This is a genomic window from Acidobacteriota bacterium (assembly GCA_016196035.1).
Lineage (GTDB): Bacteria > Acidobacteriota > Blastocatellia > RBC074 > RBC074 > JACPYM01.
This window is the reverse complement of the sequence record JACPYM010000070.1, coordinates 19,258-37,591: the sequence shown is the minus strand read 5'-3', so window position 1 is coordinate 37,591 and position 18,334 is coordinate 19,258. Positions and strand designations below refer to the sequence as shown.

Annotated in this window: 16 protein-coding genes; all 16 read left to right on the top strand. The window is 52.8% G+C overall.

All coding sequences use genetic code 11. The features are described from left to right. Positions 1 to 67 precede the first annotated feature (67 nt). Positions 68 to 880 (top strand): FkbM family methyltransferase, encoded by an 813-nt coding sequence (locus HY011_21870; protein MBI3425581.1) that lies wholly within the window; start codon positions 68 to 70, stop codon positions 878 to 880. A 58-nt stretch (positions 881 to 938) separates the two neighbouring features. After that, positions 939 to 2,078, top strand: coding sequence for a glycosyltransferase (locus tag HY011_21865; GenBank protein ID MBI3425580.1), 1,140 nt, complete (start codon positions 939 to 941; stop codon positions 2,076 to 2,078). A gap of 33 nt (positions 2,079 to 2,111) precedes the next feature. Then, complete coding sequence (locus HY011_21860) at positions 2,112 to 2,990, top strand: FkbM family methyltransferase (protein ID MBI3425579.1); 879 nt, start codon at positions 2,112 to 2,114, stop codon at positions 2,988 to 2,990. Positions 2,991 to 3,016: 26 nt separating this feature from the next. Continuing rightward, positions 3,017 to 3,937 (top strand): glycosyltransferase family 2 protein, encoded by a 921-nt coding sequence (locus HY011_21855; protein MBI3425578.1) that lies wholly within the window; start codon positions 3,017 to 3,019, stop codon positions 3,935 to 3,937. 41 nt (positions 3,938 to 3,978) lie between these two features. After that, positions 3,979 to 5,055: a glycosyltransferase gene (locus tag HY011_21850; protein ID MBI3425577.1), complete on the top strand. Its 1,077-nt coding sequence runs from the start codon at positions 3,979 to 3,981 to the stop codon at positions 5,053 to 5,055. A gap of 61 nt (positions 5,056 to 5,116) precedes the next feature. Then, positions 5,117 to 6,145: a glycosyltransferase gene (locus HY011_21845; protein ID MBI3425576.1), complete on the top strand. Its 1,029-nt coding sequence runs from the start codon at positions 5,117 to 5,119 to the stop codon at positions 6,143 to 6,145. After that, positions 6,130 to 7,332: a glycosyltransferase family 4 protein gene (locus HY011_21840; protein MBI3425575.1), complete on the top strand. Its 1,203-nt coding sequence runs from the start codon at positions 6,130 to 6,132 to the stop codon at positions 7,330 to 7,332. Before HY011_21845 ends, HY011_21840 begins: the two co-directional genes overlap by 16 nt. Positions 7,333 to 7,458: 126 nt before the next feature. Next, the gene (locus HY011_21835; GenBank protein ID MBI3425574.1) at positions 7,459 to 8,763 is read left to right on the top strand and encodes a hypothetical protein; all 1,305 of its coding nucleotides are present in this window, start codon (positions 7,459 to 7,461) and stop codon (positions 8,761 to 8,763) included. A 437-nt stretch (positions 8,764 to 9,200) separates the two neighbouring features. Continuing rightward, positions 9,201 to 9,848 carry a glycosyltransferase family 4 protein gene (locus tag HY011_21830; GenBank protein MBI3425573.1) on the top strand — a complete coding sequence of 216 codons (648 nt, stop codon included), beginning with the start codon at positions 9,201 to 9,203 and terminating at the stop codon, positions 9,846 to 9,848. Positions 9,849 to 9,857: 9 nt separating this feature from the next. After that, entirely contained in the window at positions 9,858 to 11,033 is a 1,176-nt protein-coding gene (locus HY011_21825) for a glycosyltransferase (GenBank protein ID MBI3425572.1), read from the top strand. 44 nt (positions 11,034 to 11,077) lie between these two features. Continuing rightward, on the top strand, positions 11,078 to 11,872 hold the full coding sequence (locus HY011_21820; GenBank protein MBI3425571.1) for a glycosyltransferase family 2 protein: 795 nt from the start codon (positions 11,078 to 11,080) through the stop codon (positions 11,870 to 11,872). Between the two features lie 301 nt (positions 11,873 to 12,173). Continuing rightward, positions 12,174 to 14,093, top strand: a complete 1,920-nt coding sequence (asnB, locus tag HY011_21815; protein MBI3425570.1) for an asparagine synthase (glutamine-hydrolyzing) — start codon at positions 12,174 to 12,176, stop codon at positions 14,091 to 14,093. 55 nt (positions 14,094 to 14,148) lie between these two features. Beyond that, positions 14,149 to 14,466, top strand: a complete 318-nt coding sequence (locus HY011_21810; GenBank protein ID MBI3425569.1) for a hypothetical protein — start codon at positions 14,149 to 14,151, stop codon at positions 14,464 to 14,466. 24 nt (positions 14,467 to 14,490) lie between these two features. Then, the gene (locus tag HY011_21805; GenBank protein MBI3425568.1) at positions 14,491 to 14,679 is read left to right on the top strand and encodes a YgiT-type zinc finger protein; all 189 of its coding nucleotides are present in this window, start codon (positions 14,491 to 14,493) and stop codon (positions 14,677 to 14,679) included. A gap of 36 nt (positions 14,680 to 14,715) precedes the next feature. Next, positions 14,716 to 16,497 (top strand): carbamoyltransferase, encoded by a 1,782-nt coding sequence (locus tag HY011_21800; protein ID MBI3425567.1) that lies wholly within the window; start codon positions 14,716 to 14,718, stop codon positions 16,495 to 16,497. Positions 16,498 to 16,865: 368 nt separating this feature from the next. After that, entirely contained in the window at positions 16,866 to 18,203 is a 1,338-nt protein-coding gene (locus HY011_21795; protein MBI3425566.1) for a glycosyltransferase family 4 protein, read from the top strand. Positions 18,204 to 18,334: the final 131 nt, after the last annotated feature.

Sequence of the window (18,334 nt, the reverse complement as noted above, 5' to 3'; positions counted from 1 at the left end):
TGTTCTGAGGTACTGAGTATTCATCGGTATTTAGTGCGGTAGCCGGCAACACAAAGATAATCAACATATGAAATTATCTCTCTATAACCTCTTACTGCGTGTTCGCCCTGCTCAGCTTGGGGCATTCCTCAAAACATTATTGATGATTCGACGTATCCCCATCAAAACGAATTTGGGTCATATTTATTGGGCCGACCCCGTTTCAGTCTTTGGCAATGAGCTTCTAGCGAAATCTGTATACGAACAGCAAATGACTAATCTGCTAACGGGCTTGTTACGGCCTGGTGATAATTTTTTTGATATAGGCGGGAACGAGGGATATTTCTCGATACTCGCTGCCACTTTGGTTGGAGCTGGCAAAGTCTTTTGCATCGAGCCGCAAACCCGATTACAGCATGTGCTCAAGAAGAATATTGAACTCAATGCTGTGACAAACATTTCTGTCCATCCAATAGCACTTGGCTCGCGCAAAGGTGAAGCACAGCTTTTCTTGCGCCCATCAACGAATACGGGTGCCAGTAGCCTTTCACGTCATTGGAAGCTAGGTTCAAAGCGAGAAACGGTGGCCATGCAGACGCTCGATGATCTTTTTCAGCAGCACAAGATTAACAAGGTGCGGCTATTGAAAATGGATTGTGAAGGCGCGGAACTGCAAATTGTTGAGGGCGCACAACAGACGCTGCAACGGCAAGTTATTGAATATATTGCGCTCGAATATCATCCAACCATCATCGGCCAAGAAGCATGTTCACACATTGATAAACAAATCAGACAAGCAGGCTATTGTTTATCTATGCTAAACGGACAACACGTCTATCATTTAGCAGGGCGTGAATCAGAATTGCAGATGCTCGGTCATTTAGAAGTGAGTTGTCAGTGAGTTGCTTGGTTGATTACCGCTGAGTCGAGACGCAAAGTCACTTGCTAAGAATCACGATATTGAGGTTGATGTGAAAATCTTGTATCTGCAATACACCAACCCGGCAGGTTATCCACCGCTCGAACATAGCTCAAGAATTTTGGCCAATGATGGCTGGCAGGTTTTGTTTTTAGGAACCGGGTCTCTGGGCGCAAATGAATTGCGCTTCCCCCCGCACGAACGAATCCAGGTTCGCCAGATGTCGTTCAGTCCGGCGGGCTGGCGGCAAAAATTACATTACCTATGTTTCGCTTGTTGGGTGTTACTCTGGGTAATACGCTGGCGCCCGCAATGGATTTACGCTTCGGATCATTTGTCCACGCCGGTAGCGCTAGTATTGAGTTTCCTGCCCGGCCTCAGTGTGGTTTATCACGAACACGATTCGCCTGTAACAACGCAAGAAAGCTTTTTCCTACACCTCTGCATGGATGTCAGGCGCCGTCTGGCTGGTCGCGCACGTCTTTGCATCCTACCGAATCAAAGACGGCTGGAAAAATTCAGGGAAGCAACCCAGACCAACAGCAACTTATTGTGCGTTTGGAACTGCCCGCGCCAGGAAGAAATTGCTCCGCCTCGCTCGCCGCACCAAGGTGATTTTTGGGTGCTTTATCACGGCTCGATTGTGCCTGATCGCTTACCGCCAACTGTGATTGAGGCGCTAGCGCAATTGCCGGATACCGTAAAGTTACGTGTAGTAGGGTATGAAACGGTCGGGCATTTAGGTTATGTAAATGAGTTAAAAGAGTTGGTTGTACGCTTGGGTATTGCGGCACGTGTTGAATTCGTTGACGCCATACCTCGGTACAAATTATTGACGCTGTGCCGGCAGTGCGACATTGGGTTGGCTTTTATGCCCTCTGGCAGCAACGATTTGAATCTGCAAGCTATGACGGGGGCCTCCAACAAACCATTCGATTACTTGGCTAGTGGCTTGGCGTTAATCGTGAGCGAACTGCCTGACTGGCGTGAGATGTTTGTGGCGAATGGCTACGGCTTGGCGTGCGATCCAACGAACGCGGCTTCCATTGCTGCAACGCTACGCTGGTTCTGCGAAAATCCGGCAGAGATGCGTGCAATGGGGGAATGCGGACGGCAACGGATTATGGTGGAGTGGGGCTATGAGAAGCAGTTTGTACCAGTAATTCAAGAATTGACTTAAAACATCACCGTTCGAGTAAATGTAGAGTTGATTATGGAGTCAAAAGGGCGACATACCTGGCCACTCTATCAAAGAGTCTTAGCCGTTTGGAGAGAAGGCGGGCTTGTTAAAGTTAGCTCCCGATTATGTGATTATCAAGCAAGAGCCAGTAGACTCGGTATTTGGGGCGCTCTCGCTTTCTTACTAAAAGAAAGGTTTTGGCAGATCATTGCCTCATTAGGGTATAAACCGCGAGCGGTTTACCGGCTTTATACCAAGTTGTGTGATTACCCGTTATTCTGCCGCTTCGATTCGAGTGATAGAGAGGTCTTTAAGCACATATTTATTCACGAAGAATACTCATGTATTAGTGATCAGGCTCAGCCACGGTTGATAATTGATGGAGGCGCCAATGTAGGATATTCGTCAGCGTATTTTTTATCTCGATTTCCGTTAGCACATGTTATTGCAGTCGAGCCGGACAGCGGTAATTTTGCAATTCTGGAGCGTAACCTTGCCGCATACAAAGATCGAGTTACTCTAATTAATGCAGGTATTTGGTCTCATGAGACAGGACTTATAGTATGTCGTGGCTCCTACAAGGATGGAAAAGAATGGAGCACTCAAGTGCGTGAGTGTCGCAATGGAGAGGCTCCCGATGTAAGAGCGGTTGATATAGGAGTGATACTGGAAAATGCGAATTGGAAAGGTAAGCCGCTTGATATACTTAAACTGGATATTGAGCGATCTGAGGCGATTGTGTTTTCCTCAAACTACCAGGGTTGGATAAAAAACGTTAAATCCTTTGTTATTGAATTGCATGATGAGACTTGTGAGCGAGTCTTCTATAGCGCCCTTGAGTTCGGTGATTTTACATTTTCTACGGTTGGGGATATGACTGTGGCTAAGCGAATTGATTTCAATGAGATGTAATTAGCCTTTTCTGTACATCGCCTAGTTTGAAAACAGCACTTATTATTCCAACTTATAATAGCGCATTGACTTTGAGCGAAACGCTTAATTCTGTGCAGCGTGGTGGCTGTGACAAACTGAGCTTAGTTTGTCTTGCTGACGATGCTTCAACAGATGGGACAATGGCGTTGGCTAATCAAGTTTGGATGGGTAACACTCCTTTTCGAATAATGCACAGTGAAAAGAATCAAGGTGAAAGGGGTAATGTGAATAATGCGATCGTTAATTTGCCAGCCGAAATAGATTGGATTCTATTGCTCCATTCGGATGATATTGCGAAGCCTAATTGGCTGCCAATGATGTTTGAACGCATGCAAAGTTGCGGTGATAATGTAGCTTCGATTTGCTCAAGTTGGGATAATTTCCACCCCGATGGGCGTATTGATTACGGAGAAGATAACCCGTGGCGCGAGATAGAAATTATCAAGGGAACAGAAGATTCGGTCAAAGATACCATTGAGCGAGGTTGTTGGTGGCATATCTCAGGCTGCGCAATAAGAAGGCGTGCATTCGAGGCGATTGGCGGATTCAAAGCGAACATGCCACAAATGGGTGATTGGGAATGGCTTCTACGGTGTCTGTCGAGCGGATGGGACATTGAATACATTCCACGGACCCTGATTTTATACCGGCAAAGCGATAATAATGTTTCTTCAAACTCATTTCGGACTAATCGAGACATTAAAGAGAGTCTGGAGGTTGTTCGTGATTATGCTCTGAGCCTCTCCCTGGAAGCGATTGCCAGATTTCATTTGAAGAGAATTTGGTATATTACAAAAAGAGCAGGAAGTTCAGTTTTGAAATTAGATGGACGGCGCTTGGCATCTTGCATTCAGGCAACGTTTCTTATCAGGGGAAATCTATTGCAGTGCTTATTGAGAGGCCGCAGGACGCGTGGGGTGGAATAAAACGATTCAATACTGCTTCCCCTAAGTATTGGCAAGTCATTATGACTGTTATTCGCCGTTTGAATGAAACGCCCATTTTCTCGGTCTGTATTCCTCAATACAACCGGACTTCGTTTCTGATTGAGGCTTGCAAATCCCTGGACGTACAAACCTTTCGAGAATTCGAAGTCTGTATTTCAGATGGTGGTTCAACGGATGGCCGGGAAAATGAGTTATTGAATTACCTAAAAGTGTCGCAGCTATCTTTTGCTTACCAGCGTCATGAAAACAATTTGCGTTACGACACCAATTTACGCGCCAGCATCGCGTTAGCTCAGGGGCAGTACTGCATTCTGCACGGCAACGATGACGCATTGGCTGGGCTTGAAACCTTGCAGCAATTGTTTGATTGTATAAAAAAATATGGCTCGCCAGGTGCGATGATTACGAATTTTGAAGACTGGCGCACAGGAACGGTAACGCGCCGTGTCAGAATGACTGGCGTTGCCGGCACCGGCCCGCGCGTTGCGGCAGCGCACTTTCGCAATGTCTCGTTTGTTGGCGGTGTGTTACTGGACCGCGCCGAAGCCCAGAAACTGGTGACCGATAAGTGGGACGGCTCGGAAATGTACCAGATGTATTTAATGGCGCGCATCGTAGCGACTGGCAAACCGCTGTTACTCACAGAGCTTTCCACGGTCAGGAAGGATATACAAATTCCTGGCGAGTCGGTTGATAGCTACGCTAAACGTGCGCGTTTGTCGCCATGCCCTATCGAAACGCGTGTGCTGCCGCTGGCCTATATTGGGCCGCTGATTTCCGATGCGATAGCACCTGCGCTCACTCGTAACACGCGCAATAGCGTTCTGGAAAAAGTATTCCAGCAGCTTTATTGCTTTACCTATCCCTTCTGGTTGGTTGAATATCGGCGAGTGCAGTCGTGGAAATATGCGCTGGGCGTATGTCTGGGTATCAAAGCAACGCACGATTTACACGCCATCGGTTTTTCGCTGACGTACCGTGTTTGGCTAAAGCTCTTATTTTGGGCGACAAGTCTCATGGCTTTGTTGGTGCCAGTGTCGTTATTCGAAAGCTGCCGCGAGCGGTTGTTTTCACTGGCAAAGTCTTTTGCCAGGTAACAAGCGCGAGGTTTTCGGCAAGCATGACCTCAGTTTATTTTGAGAGCGAAAAGGCTGCGAGTTGAATTGCGAGCTTCTGCTGATCGGTGGCAAAGGCGGTACAAATGTTGGCGAGAGCTTGTCAAAAGCTGCTAGCCAACTAGATCACTCGCACCAATTTCTCGATCATGGACAGGCTTATCAAGCCCCACGTTGGTTGCGCAAGCTGAACTGGTATTTTTGCGAGAGGAGACCGACACGATTATTTGAATTCAGCCAGACGGTCTTGGCGGTATGTGTAAGTTCGCCGCCTCGTTATTTGATTACTACGGGTTTGTCTCCAGTAAATGCTGAGGCGCTCAATAAAATCGGCAGCCTTGGCGTTATACGATTTAACTTCCTAACTGACGACCCTTGGAATAAGGAGCATTATGCACCGTGGTTTATGAAAACCTTGCTGTCTTACGATGTGGTGTTTACGCCACGCCGCTCAAATATCAACGACCTGTTTATGCTTGGTTGTAAGAACGTAGCTTATCTGCCTTTTGGCTACGACCCGGACTATTTTTATGCTGCCGCCGAGGCGCACAAGGAAGAACAGGCGGTAGAGTTGATATTTGTAGGCGGAGCGGATAGCGACCGCGTGCCCTATATTGCGGCTCTACAACAAACTGGGATCCGCATTGCGCTTTACGGCAGTTATTGGGAACGTTTCAAGGAAACCCGGCAATTGACGTTAGGGCAGGCTGGGCCAGGAGAAATACGGCGAGCGACAGCCGCAGCAAAAATTGCGCTTTGTTTGGTCAGGCGCGCCAATCGCGATGGCCACGTGATGCGCAGTTTTGAAATTCCGGCTATCGGAACTTGTATGTTGGCGGAAGACACGGCTGAGCACCGCGAGATTTTTGGTGAAGAGGGTCAGGCAACGCTGTATTTTTTGACGATCCCTGAGATGTTACAAAAAGCGCGCTGGCTGTTAGAGCATCAGCCCGAACGCGAGCGAATGGCGCGTGTTGCGCACCGTTTAATTACAACGGGTCGGCATACGTATTGTGATCGTTTGAGTACGATGCTTGACTTGGCAAAAGCAAACCAATGCGACTCAAGATAGCGCTGGTCGTGCATGGCCGGTTTCATTCTTTCGATCTCGCCTGTGCTTTGGTAAGACGCGGGCACGACGTCACCTTGTTGACCAATTATCCTAAGTGGGCGGTAAAACGCTTTGGGTTTCCGGTAAATCGGGTAAAGAGTTTTTGGTTGCATGGTGTGCTGACGCGCCTTGCGCATCGTTTAGACCCGCAGCGAAAGTTCGTCAATCGCGATGAATGGTGGCATTCGCTCTTTGGCCGTTGGGCCGCCAAAACCTTATGCAAAGAGGCGTGGGATGTCACGCATTTGTGGAGCGGAGTGGCGGAAGAGATTTTACAGATGCTCAATGGTCACGCGCAGCTAAAAATACTGATGCGCGGCTCTGCCCACATCGCCGCTCAAGCCCGCTTGTTAGCCGAAGAAACGGCGCGCGCGGGTGTCGAACAGGATCATCCTAGTGCCTGGATGATCGCGCGGGAGCAAAGAGAATATGCGTTGACCGATCTCATCGTTACGTTGTCATCATTTGCGCGCGACACCTTTTTGGGACAAGGGATCGCGGGCGGAAAAGTTAAGTTGCTGCCGTTGGGGGTTAATCTCACTGCCTTTCGGCCCGCAGCAGAAGTAGTTGAAGCGCGTTCTCGACGGATTCTATCCGGTGCACCCTTGCGTGTTTTATACGTGGGTGCGTTATCGTTTCAAAAAGGTTTTCAAGACTTGGCTGCTGTGATCCAAACTTTGTGCCAGCCTGGCGCACGGGAAAGACGGTTCATGTTCAGAATGGTTGGGCCGGTTGTGCCGGAAGTCAAGGGGCTCGTTGCCAAGCTGGCTGAGTGCGTCGAGTTTGTCCCCAAACAAGCACAGGCGGATTTACCAGCCTGGTATGCCTGGGCTGATCTATTTGTTTTCCCGACGATTCAAGACGGCTTTGCCGTGGTGCTGGGGCAGGCCGCCGCGAGCGGGTTGCCGATCCTGACAACGACTAATTGTGGCGGGCCGGATATTTTGCGCGAAGGGGAAACCGGTTGGATTTTACCGATTCGTGATGCGCAGGCATTTGTCGAGCGCTTGCGTTGGTGTGATGCACATCGGGAAGAGTTGGCCGCAATGGTGCACAACATTTATCAGAATTTTCAGCCGCGCAACTGGGATGATGTCGCGGCGGATTTTGAAGCGATTTGCCGGCAGGAACTGGCCCAGCGTCAGTAACCAAGGAACAGACTTATGAACAGCAACAATCTCTTACTTAATAGCCTTTTGGGTTGGGGTGTGGCGGGATTGCTGCTGGTTTACAGCCAATGGAAAACCCGGCTGGGCACGGTGGGGCTGGGGACAATGTATGTGTTGAATTTGGCCGTCAATCATTTTTTGGGCGGATTGATTTATCTGCTGCCGTGGTACTACACACCACAGGCGCCGCAGGTAGAGTTGGGTTTTGAAGCGACAATGTATGCGCTTTTAGCCTTTACGCTTGGCAATGCCATTGTGACGCCGTTAATCGTGCGGTTGACAGGCTGGCCGCGTATACAAGCCACCGGTCAACAAGCCGACCCTTGGCTGGCGAAAATTTACCTGGGGATTGCGCTGGTTAGTTATTTCGTGCTGATCCCATTGTTTGGCAATCTACCAACCTTGGGCGCATTGCTGAATGCCGGGTGGACTTTCCTGGTTGTTGGTTTGGCGTTATTGATTTGGCAAGCCTATCAGCAACGTAAATGGCGGCAACTGTTTTATTGGTTTGCCACCTTGCCTTTGTTACCGTTTTTGACAGTTATCACACAAGGATTTCTTGGTTATGGCACAGTGGCGATTTTGATTGTGGTGACCTTTATGTCAACGTTTTACCGGCCACGCTGGCACGTTGTGATTGCCGCTGTGCTGGGTGTGTATTTAGGGCTTTCGGTCTTTGTTACTTACATGCGCGACCGCAGTGACATTCGCGACGCTGTTTGGGGTGGGGCGGCTTATGGCAGCCGCTTTGAGCGGTTGGTTACGACCTTTAGCCATTTTGAACTGATTGATCTGAATAACCAGGAGCATTTGACCTTGATTGATTCGCGGCTGAATCAAAATTATTTGGTGGGAGCCGCCGTTGATTATTTGTCGAACGGACGGGGTGAGTATGCCAAGGGCGAAACGATTCTGAATTCATTCCTGGCGCTCATTCCCAGAGCCATCTGGCCTGACAAACCCTTTCGGGCCGGTAGCGAAGGGTTGGTCACTGAATACACCGGGATCGTCTTCGGCGAAAATACCAGCGTCGGTATCGGCCAAGTGATGGAGTTTTATATCAATTTTGGTTACACCGGCATCGTGATAGGTTTTTTTGTCATTGGAGTGTTAATTGGTTTAATTGATAAAGGGGCTGTCGCCCGGTTGAAAGAAAATGATTGGCAGGGTTTTGCGATCTATTTTTTGCCCGGGCTGGGCCTCTTACAAGTGGGCGGTTCGCTCGGCGAAATGACAACGACGGCTGGTGCGGCGCTGGTCACGGCTTTGCTCGTAAATCGAATTTTGTTGTGGAAATTGCGCATACAAAAAACGAATACAACTCAGCCTGAAGATCAACCTGAAGGACAGATACGGACATTGCCAAACATCTTAGCTCCGCGTGGCGGCAGAGGGCGTGTAAATTGGTAGGTGGCGCCGGCGGCATCCTTGGGCTGTTTACGGAACATGGCTTACACGGCGGCATTCAGGCGAGCGGGCGCATCGCCTGGCAGGGGGTTGTAAAGCAACAGCCGCAACAGAGTTATTATTTTTGTTATGGCGCACCGGCTTTAACCACCGCTGCTGAGCCTGCTGGGACGTGCTTGGAAACCAGGCAGGCGTATTTTGCCCAAACCAGACAGGCCGCTGTGGCGCGGGCGCTACGCCGAAGCTGGCCGGTGCAAACAGTTTTTGTTTGGCACTTAAATCTGTTGAAGCTGCTGCCATTTTTTCGTTTGCCAAAAGCCAAGGTAATTGTTTTTTTGCATGGGATTGAAGCGTGGCGCAAGTTACCCTGGCTAGATCGGCAGGCGCTCCGACGCGTTGATTTGTTTCTCAGTAACAGCGAGTTTACTTGGCAGCGTTTTTTGCGCTTCAATCCCGCTTACAGCACGACCCCACACATCACGGTCCCACTCGGCATTGATTGCGCGCTGGAAAGCGCCACGCCGGCTCCGGCTGGGCCTCCGGTCACCTTGATGATTAGCCGCCTGGAAAAAAGCGAGGATTACAAAGGTCATCGCGAATTGATTCAGGCTTGGCCGCAGGTGTTGCGCAAAATACCCACCGCCGAATTGCGCATTATTGGTACAGGCAATCTCAAAGAGGAGCTAGTTACACAGGTACGACAGTTGGGGTTGGAACAGCAAATACATTTATTAGGCTGGGTCGAGGAGGAGCAAAAACAAGCCTTGTTAGAAAAATGTATGTGCCTGGCGCTGCCCAGCCGCGCCGAAGGGTTCGGCTTGGTCTATCTCGAAGCTATGCGGATTGGCAGACCGTGCTTAGTCAGTGTTTTTGATGCCGCGCGAGAGGTCGTAAATCCGCCTGAGGCCGGGCTCGCCGTTGATCCGGCCAAGTCACATGATTTGGTCGAGGCGCTTTGCCGCCTGCTGCGCGCGGGAACGGAATGGGAGCTTTGGTCGGCGCAATCCCGCCACCGTTATGAAGCGCTCTTTACGGCGCATAGCTTTCAACAACGCTTGGTGCAGGCGATTTTCAAGCAAGCAGCATGAGGTAGAAAGGTGAAGGTCTTGCATGTTATTCCTGCCGTTGCGGCTCGTTACGGCGGCCCCAGCCACGCTGTTTATCAAATCTGCGCACACTTAAAAAATGCTGGCGTTGTTACAGAGATTGCCACCACCAATGCCGATGGTGCCGCAGTGTTGCCAGAGCTATTGGGAATATTGAATGAGTACCAAGGAACGCCGACAATTTTTTTTCAACGTGACTTTAGCGAGGCGTTCAAATACTCAAGCGGGCTAGGTTCCTGGCTAAGAACGAATGTCTCTAAATATGACTTAGTGCATATTCACGCCGTTTTTTCCCATGCTTGTTTAGCAGCTGCGCGTGCCTGTCGCCGTCAGCATATTCCTTACCTTGTCCGTACCATCGGCAATCTCGATCCTTGGGGCCTGCGACAAAAGCGCTTTCGCAAGCAACTCGTCTGGCATTTGGGTGTGAAACAGATGTTACGCGGGGCGGCGGCAATCCATTACACCGCTGGCGCCGAAAAAGAATTGGCCGAAACTACCTTGGGGTTGCAACATGGTGTAGTAATTCCCTTAGGTGTGGATGAGGCGTTGTTGCGGCCTGCCACTAACGCGAACCCTTTTCTAGCACAGCATCCCGCCTTGTCTGAGGGTTTATACGTTTTGACGCTCAGCCGGCTGCACCCCAAAAAGAACCTGGAAACGTTGATCAAAGTATTTTTGCGCTTGACGGATGAAGTTTCGTTGCGCAGGTGGAAACTGGTGATTGCGGGCGAAGGCGCAGCGGATTATGTCGAGCAATTGCGGTGCACGGTGCGCCTTGCCAACGGCGAGGCGCGCGTCGTCTTTGCGGGCTGGTTACAAGGTGAACAAAAGCGCGGCGCGTTGCGGGGAGCCGGCCTCTTCGCCCTGCCTTCACATCAGGAAAATTTTGGTCTTTCCCTGGTCGAGGCCATGGCTTGTGAAGTGCCGGTACTGATTAGCGAAAGGGTAAATCTTGCCGATGAAGTAACAGCGGCGGGAGCTGGTTGGGTAGTTGCGCTGGATGAGCGCGCGATTGAGGCGGCATTACACCAGGCGCTGACGTCGGCGGCTGAACGTTTGGCACATGGACAGGCCGCGCGCAATTTGGTACTCCAGCGTTATCGTTGGTCTGCCGTCGCCGAACAATTGGTCAGCTTATACACCGATATTTGCGGACAAGGGTAAACAGTGGGAAACGGGTATCTCAACTGGGGAAAGTACTGAACTAGATGCTGCCGGCAAAAGTCCCTTGTCAGATAACACCGCTGCTGCTGACCTATAACGAGGAGCCTAACATAGCTCGCACACTAGCCTCGTTGACCTGGGCAGATCGTGTGGTGGTGCTCGATTCTGGATCAAACGACGACACCGAAACGATTGCGCGGTCCTTCCCCAATGTTGACTGGCGCGTGCGCGCCTTCGATTCATTCAAAGAACAAACTGAGTTTGGGCTTCAGCAGACGGGTATTGCGACTGAGTATGTCTTGGCGTTGGATGCGGATATGCCATTGAGCCAGACCCTGGTCGAAGAGATTTTTCAACGCTTCTTGCCGGGCGCGTATGATGGCGGGCTTTTTTCCTTCCAATACTGCATGGTTGGGCAGCCTCTGGCAGGCTCGCTCTATCCGGCGCAAATTCGACTTTTCCGGCGCGCGATGATTCAGGTGCTGCAGGTTGGGCATGGACATAAATTTCAATTGGATGGCGCGGTGTATCAATTCAAGGCCCCGCTTTTTCACGATGACCGCAAACCGTTAGAGTGCTGGATCACTGCGCAGCTTACCTATTCGGCGCAAGAAATGCAGCGGTTGGAAGCGGGCGCGCATTTGAAATGGCGTGATCGGTTGCGGAAATGGGGGGTGATGCCGCTGCTGATGGGGCTTTATGCTTACGGCATAGCGGGCGGGCCTTTTCGCGGAGCCGCCGCGGCGCGCTATGCCTACGAAAGGGCGATCTTTGAATGTTTGCTGGCGCATCGGGATTTAACCGCGCGGTTGAGCAAAACGCCGCCGCCAGAAAGCTGATCACGCTGTTACCTAACTGTTTTGTTGTCTGACCAAAGTTTCCCAATGGTTCGGCGCTTGAACGTTCGATCAGAAAACTGCTAGTCCCACCGGATTTTGTGGTTTGGTGTTTTCCAGCGCCAGCGGCGCGAAATGTGTATAGCAACCAGCCAAATTAGGCGCTTAGCTCCGTCAGGAGCGACATCTGAGCGCAGGCAGATACCGCCCCGCTGGGGCTCGCGTGCCTTTTCGCACTCCAACTATAAACATTTCGCCCCGCCGGGGCTGTCACCACAAAATCCGATGTGACCAGGAAAACTGAATGTGTGGGATTGCTGGTTTCTTCACAGCACATAAAAACGAATTCGACCTTGCCGCAGTGGCGGCGCGAGTCTTGCCCCAGCTTGATCATCGCGGCCCCGATGATCGTGGCATGGTGGTCGTGGCAGAGGGGCGTTGTGCGCTGTTGCATACACGTCTTTCCATCCTCGATCTCTCGCCCGCCGGCCATCAGCCGATGGCCACACCCGATGGCCGGTACTGGATCACGTTTAACGGCGAAATCTATAACTTCCGCGCCTTGCGCCAGCAATTGCTCGACTGCGGAGAACCGTTCGCCTCGCAATCCGACACTGAAATTATCCTGAAACTCTATGCGCGCTACGGGGCGGATTGTCTGGCCCACTTGCGCGGGATGTTCGCCTTTGCGATTTGGGATAACACGCGGCAAGAGTTGTTTGTGGCGCGTGACCGGCTGGGCATCAAACCGGTGTATTACTACGCGCACAAGGGCCAGTTCCTGTTTGCCTCAGAGGTGCGCGCCTTGTTGGCAACGGGCTTGGTGCCGCGCCAGTTGGATCACATCGCGTTGTCAGAATACCTGGCCTACCAATCGGTGCCTGCGCCGCGCACGTTGATCGAGGGCGTGCGCCTCTTGCCGCCGGGCAGTTGGTTGAAAGTTGATGCACAGGGGCAGGTGGCCGAAACGCGTTATTGGGATGCGTTGACTTGCGCGGAACCGAGCGCGGCGGGGCAAAGCTATGAAACCAGCAAACGCCGCGTCAACGAGTTATTGCACGAAGCTGTCGCCTTGCATCTGGTCAGCGATGTGCCGGTCGGCGCGTTTCTTTCGGGCGGGATTGATTCGACGGCGATTGTGGCGTTGATGCGCGCGACGGGGCAACAGCCGCATACCTTCTCGGTGGTCTTTAACGAACAGGCCTTTGACGAAGCGCATTATGCGCGGCTGGCGGCCACCGCCGTGGGCGCCGAGCACACCGAGATTCGTTTGGATGACCAGCGTTTGCTGGCCGAATTGCCGGCGGCGTTGCAGGCGATGGATCAACCGACCGGCGACGGTATTAATTCGTATGTCGTGTCGCAGGCGGTGCGCTCTGCCGGGGTCAAGGTGGCGCTGTCAGGTTTGGGAGGCGATGAATTGTTTGGCGGTTATCCCTCGTTCGCCCGGCTGGGCAAGCTCAAACGGTATTTGCATTGGTGGGGCAAGCTGCCAGCGGCGTTGCGGAATACGGTGGGCAATACGGCGCAATGGTTCGGCGAGCCTTCGATAGTGGCGTCCAAAACGTCGGCGCTGTTGTCCAGTGATGGGCAACTCGCGGCAGTTTATCCGCACATTCGCCAGGTGTTGTCACAGGCGCAACGCCAGTCGTTATTGACCGATCAATTTTGGCAAAAAGGGCAGCGCGAAATTGACCCGTATGAAAAGCTGTTGCACGAAGCCTTAAGCGGCACACAAGCCGGTTTCATGTCACAGATTTCCTACGCCGAAGCGCGCACCTACATGCACGATGTGTTGTTGCGCGACACCGATCAGATGAGCATGGCGCATGCCCTGGAAGTGCGCGTGCCCCTGCTCGATCACAAACTGGTGGAATATGTGCTGGGGCTGCCTGATGAGCACAAAATTTCAAATGGCACGCCCAAGCGTTTGTTGGTCGAAAGCCTGGGCAAATTGTTACCGCCTGAAATCGTCCAGCGGCCCAAACGCGGCTTTACCTTGCCCTTTGATGTGTGGATGCGCGGTGAGCTGCGGGCGTATTGCCAAACGCGCCTGACGCCTGAGCGCATCGGGGCGCGCGGCATCTTCCGGCCCGCACAGGTGACGCGGCTGTGGGAGCGATTCATGCAACGGCGGCCCGATGTATCGTGGTCGCGCTTGTGGTTGTTGGTGACGTTGGAAGAGTGGTTGGAACAGCATCAGATAGAGATTGCCTGTAGGTAAGCACGGGACATTGCTGCTGTAAATCACTGCGAATAAGTTGCCCTAAAGCGCAGCAATGGAGTTCATACTTAAACGCATCAAGCGGCTTATCATCCAACAGCAATACCTGTTCACCGAAAAAGCAGTGGTGGAGCGGTTGGCTGATGGCTTGACGGAAGAGGACGTGCTCGAAGCCATTCTCAATGCCACATTCGTCAGATCAAAACGGTCGCGCAGTTTGTCACGCCAAACGAAACAAGAGCAGGTCTACATTATCGAAAGCTTCACCTATGATGGCATTCTCGTCTACACTAAAGGCGTGATTCGACAACAACAAGCGCAAGAAACGTTTTACATTTTGATTTCGGCCAAGCGGTCTACTTGGCAAAACTAAATTATGGAAATGACCCGTTGCCCAATGTGCGCGTCCCTGGCGATCAAGAAAAAAAAGGGGAAACGCACGCTGCAACTCAAGCAGCAGACAATTACCACACCGGTGATCGAGTTTTGGGAGTGCGCCTCATGCGGTGAGGTTTTTTATCCGCCCAAGACCGGCAAACAACTCGACGAAGTCTATCTGGCTGCTCCCAAACGGAAGGTTGGATAAGGTTTGTTCTTGGCAGAGAGATGACCACTAAGATTTATGTACATACTTGGTATTAACGCCTATCACGGCGACGCCTCGGCGACGATTATCAAAGACGGCAAACTCATTGCGGCTGCCGAAGAGGAACGCTTCAACCGGTTCAAACATTGCGCGGGCTTTCCGGCGCTGGCGATCAAGTATTGCCTGGCGGCGGCAGGCATCGGCATCGAACAGGTTGACCACATCGGCATTTCGCGCAATCCGTCAGCTAATCTCAGCAACAAGATTCTGTTCTCGGCCAAAAAGGCGATCAGCAGCTTGTGGGGAGGCGAGGCTGAGAGCGGCGGCCAGAGCGGCTTCAAACGGTTGAGCGAACGTTTGGCGAGCGTCGGCAAGGTGCGCAATTTCAAAGACGATCTGGCGCAACAACTGGGCGTAGACAAAAATCAGATTCGCGCCGAATTGCATCACGTCGAACATCATCGCGCTCACCTGGCCAGTTGCTTTTTTGTTTCGCCGTTTGAACGCGCGGCCTTGCTCTCGCTTGACGGCTTCGGCGATTTCGTCTCGACGATGTGGGGCGTGGGCGCGGGGACAAAGTTTGAAGTTCAGGGCCAGGTCGAGTTTCCGCATTCGACCGGCATTTTGTATACGGCAACCACGCAATTCATCGGCTTCCCCTGGTATGGCGACGAGGGCAAGGTGATGGGCCTCGCGCCATACGGCAAGCCGCGTTTTATCGAGCAGTTCCGCGACATTATCCGCGCCGCAGAGGGCGGCAGGTTTACGCTCAACCTCGATTATTTCCGCCATCACACCGATGGCGTCGAGATGAGTTGGGATGAAGGCTCGCCCGTCATCGGGACGATCTTTTCGGAGGCTTACGCCAAGACCTTCGGCCCAGCGCGCCAACCCGGCGAACCGCTGACCGAACGCGAACACGACATCGCCGCTTCGTTGCAATTGCGGCTGGAAGAGATCGGCTTTCACCTCTTGAATCAGCTGCACGCGACGACGGGCCTCACTGATCTTGGCTTGGCCGGGGGCGTCGCGCTGAATTCGGTGATGAACGGCAAAATCATGCTCAACACGCCGTTCAAAAATGTTTACGTGCAACCGGCGGCGGGTGACAACGGCACTTCGCTGGGCGTGTGTTATTACATCTGGAATCAAACGCTCAACCAGCCGCGCGGCGAGGTTATGGAAGGCGCGTACACCGGGCCGGAATATAGCAATGATGAAATCCGCGCCGTGCTCGACCAGTACGAGTTGGCATACGAAAGCTATACCGACCGCGAAGTCACGCAACGCGCGGCGCAAGACATTGCCGACGGCTTGGTGGTGGGCTGGTTTCAGGGTCGCATGGAATTTGGCCCGCGCGCCCTGGGCAATCGTTCAATCGTGGTTGATCCGCGCCGCGCCGATATGAAAGACATCCTCAACCAGCGCATCAAAAAGCGCGAACCCTTCCGCCCCTTCGCGCCTTCGATTCTGGCCGAACACACGGGTGAATACTTTGAGCAGACGCACCCCGCGCCGACCATGCTGATGGTCTATCAAATCAAACCTGAAAAACGCGCGCTGATTCCCGCCGTGACGCACGTGGATGGTTCGGGCCGGTTGCAGACGGTGACGCCTTCGGTCAATCCGCGCTATTACCAGTTGATTGCGGATTTCCATGCGCTGACGGGTGTGCCCATCATCCTCAACACCTCATTTAACGAAAACGAACCCATCGTTTGCACGCCGCAACACGCGATTGATTGCTTTTTGAAAACGCGCATGGATGTTTTGTACGTCGGGAACCATGCGTTGCGGCGGCGTCCGGGCGGCAGTTGAAGCGCCTTGCCAGTGCGTTCAGGGCGGGCGCGTCAGCAAGGCAGCCGCGCGTGGTGTATGCAGTAAAGCAGCCGTCTTGGGCGCTGCTTTGAACAACAATTCGCTAGGATAATTTGCGACCCTTATGCTACTCTGCCGCCGACTCGGATAACCTGAATCTGCATCCTCACTTGCTTCAGGTTTGGGCGTCTGGAAACCCCCAATAGACACTGTTGAAGCTCCCCGAAATGGTTCGAGAACTGAGTATTCATCGAACCATCAAGATTACCAACTTATCGCTTAGCCCCGTGAGACACCTGGCACAGTGAACGCACCGGTATGGTGATGACCCAAGCAACGCTGAAAACTGACTGTCAGAGGATGTGTCCATGCACCTCATAATCCTGAACCAATTTTTCTATCCCGATCATTCGGCGACCAGCCAATTGATGACGGCGTTGGCCGAAGATTTGGTACGGCACGGGATCAAGGTCACAAGCATCGCCAGCCAGGGTTCCTACAACGGCGGGAGGGCGTATGCGAAACACGAGGTGCATCGCGGCGTGCGCATCGAACGTGTGTGGGCCACCAGTTTTGGCAAACGGAATTTACTGGGACGGCTGACCGATTATGTGACGTTTTACCTCGGCGCTTGCTGGCGCTTGTTGCGGCTGCCGCGCGATACGGCTGAAGAAACCATCGTGATGGCGCTGACGACTCCGCCGTTGATCGGGTTAGTGGCTTGGCTGGTGGGCCGCTGGCGCGGGCTGCGGTTTATTGCCTTACAGGAAGACATGTATCCCGATGTCGCCGTCGCCTTGGGCGCCTTGCCCGCCGATGGTTTGATCACGCGGCTGCTGGATTGGATGGCCTGTTTGATGTTGCGGCAGGCCGACCGCGTGATCGTGCTCAGCGATTGCATGCTCGAACGTGTGCTGGCCAAAATTGAGCCAGCTTCCGGCGCGGCGGCGCGTGAGGCGGCGCGCGCGCGCATTGATGTGATTCACAATTGGGCGGATGGCCGCGAAATCGCGCCGCTTGCCAATGATAAAGCGCGCTTCTGGCGGGAACGCGGCTTGCCCGAACTGGGCGATAAACTGGTGATCCTGTTTAGTGGCAATCTGGGGCTGGTCAATGAGTTTACGACCGTGCTGGAAGCGGCCCGGTTGTTGAATGCGCGTTCTGACATCGCCTTTGTCTTTATCGGCGCGGGCGCGCGCAGTGCTGAGACCGCCGGCTTTGTTGAACAGCATCAACTCAACAACATCGTGATGTTGCCCTATCAACCGCGCGCGGAAGTGCGGCGCTCTTTGAGTGCCGGCGATGCGTTGCTGATTACGTTGGGCCAGGGGCTGGCGGGGTTGAGCGTGCCGAGCAAGACATACAGCAGCCTGGCGGCGGGCCGTCCTTTACTCTTCGTCGGTGATGAGCGCAGCAGCAGCGCCGCGTTGATCAAGCGGCATCAATGTGGCGCGGCGCTGGGCTGCGGCGAGAGCGCGGCGCTGGCGCAAACGCTTTTAGCTTGGGCGAGCGATCAATCCCTGTTGGCCGAGATGGGGCTGCGGGCACGCCAGGTCTTTGAGCAATACTATGACCGTCCGCACGCAGTACAGGCTTATTTACGCAGTTTCGCTTTATGTACTTCCCGCAGCCAGCAAAGCACTGGCGCGGCGTTAAACGATTATTCCTCACTCAAAACCGTCAATCTCAAAGACCCGGTGGCCTGAGCTTGACCCTGCCTCCTCTTCCGTCAGCCGGAGTTGTTCGGCTGGGCGCTGACAATTTGGCTGTGCTTGATAACCCGACCTTTTACCCGGACGAAGGTGAGCGATGAAATCTTACTTTCTGCTATTCACAT

Coding starts and splice junctions, on each gene's coding strand:
- HY011_21795 (MBI3425566.1), top strand. CDS start 16,866: ATGCACCTCATAATCCTGAACCAATTTTTCTATCCCGATCATTCGGCG.
- HY011_21810 (MBI3425569.1), top strand. CDS start 14,149: ATGGAGTTCATACTTAAACGCATCAAGCGGCTTATCATCCAACAGCAA.
- HY011_21820 (MBI3425571.1), top strand. CDS start 11,078: ATGCTGCCGGCAAAAGTCCCTTGTCAGATAACACCGCTGCTGCTGACC.
- HY011_21835 (MBI3425574.1), top strand. CDS start 7,459: ATGTATGTGTTGAATTTGGCCGTCAATCATTTTTTGGGCGGATTGATT.
- HY011_21860 (MBI3425579.1), top strand. CDS start 2,112: ATGGAGTCAAAAGGGCGACATACCTGGCCACTCTATCAAAGAGTCTTA.
- HY011_21805 (MBI3425568.1), top strand. CDS start 14,491: ATGTGCGCGTCCCTGGCGATCAAGAAAAAAAAGGGGAAACGCACGCTG.
- HY011_21840 (MBI3425575.1), top strand. CDS start 6,130: ATGCGACTCAAGATAGCGCTGGTCGTGCATGGCCGGTTTCATTCTTTC.
- HY011_21870 (MBI3425581.1), top strand. CDS start 68: ATGAAATTATCTCTCTATAACCTCTTACTGCGTGTTCGCCCTGCTCAG.
- asnB (MBI3425570.1), top strand. CDS start 12,174: ATGTGTGGGATTGCTGGTTTCTTCACAGCACATAAAAACGAATTCGAC.
- HY011_21850 (MBI3425577.1), top strand. CDS start 3,979: ATGACTGTTATTCGCCGTTTGAATGAAACGCCCATTTTCTCGGTCTGT.
- HY011_21800 (MBI3425567.1), top strand. CDS start 14,716: ATGTACATACTTGGTATTAACGCCTATCACGGCGACGCCTCGGCGACG.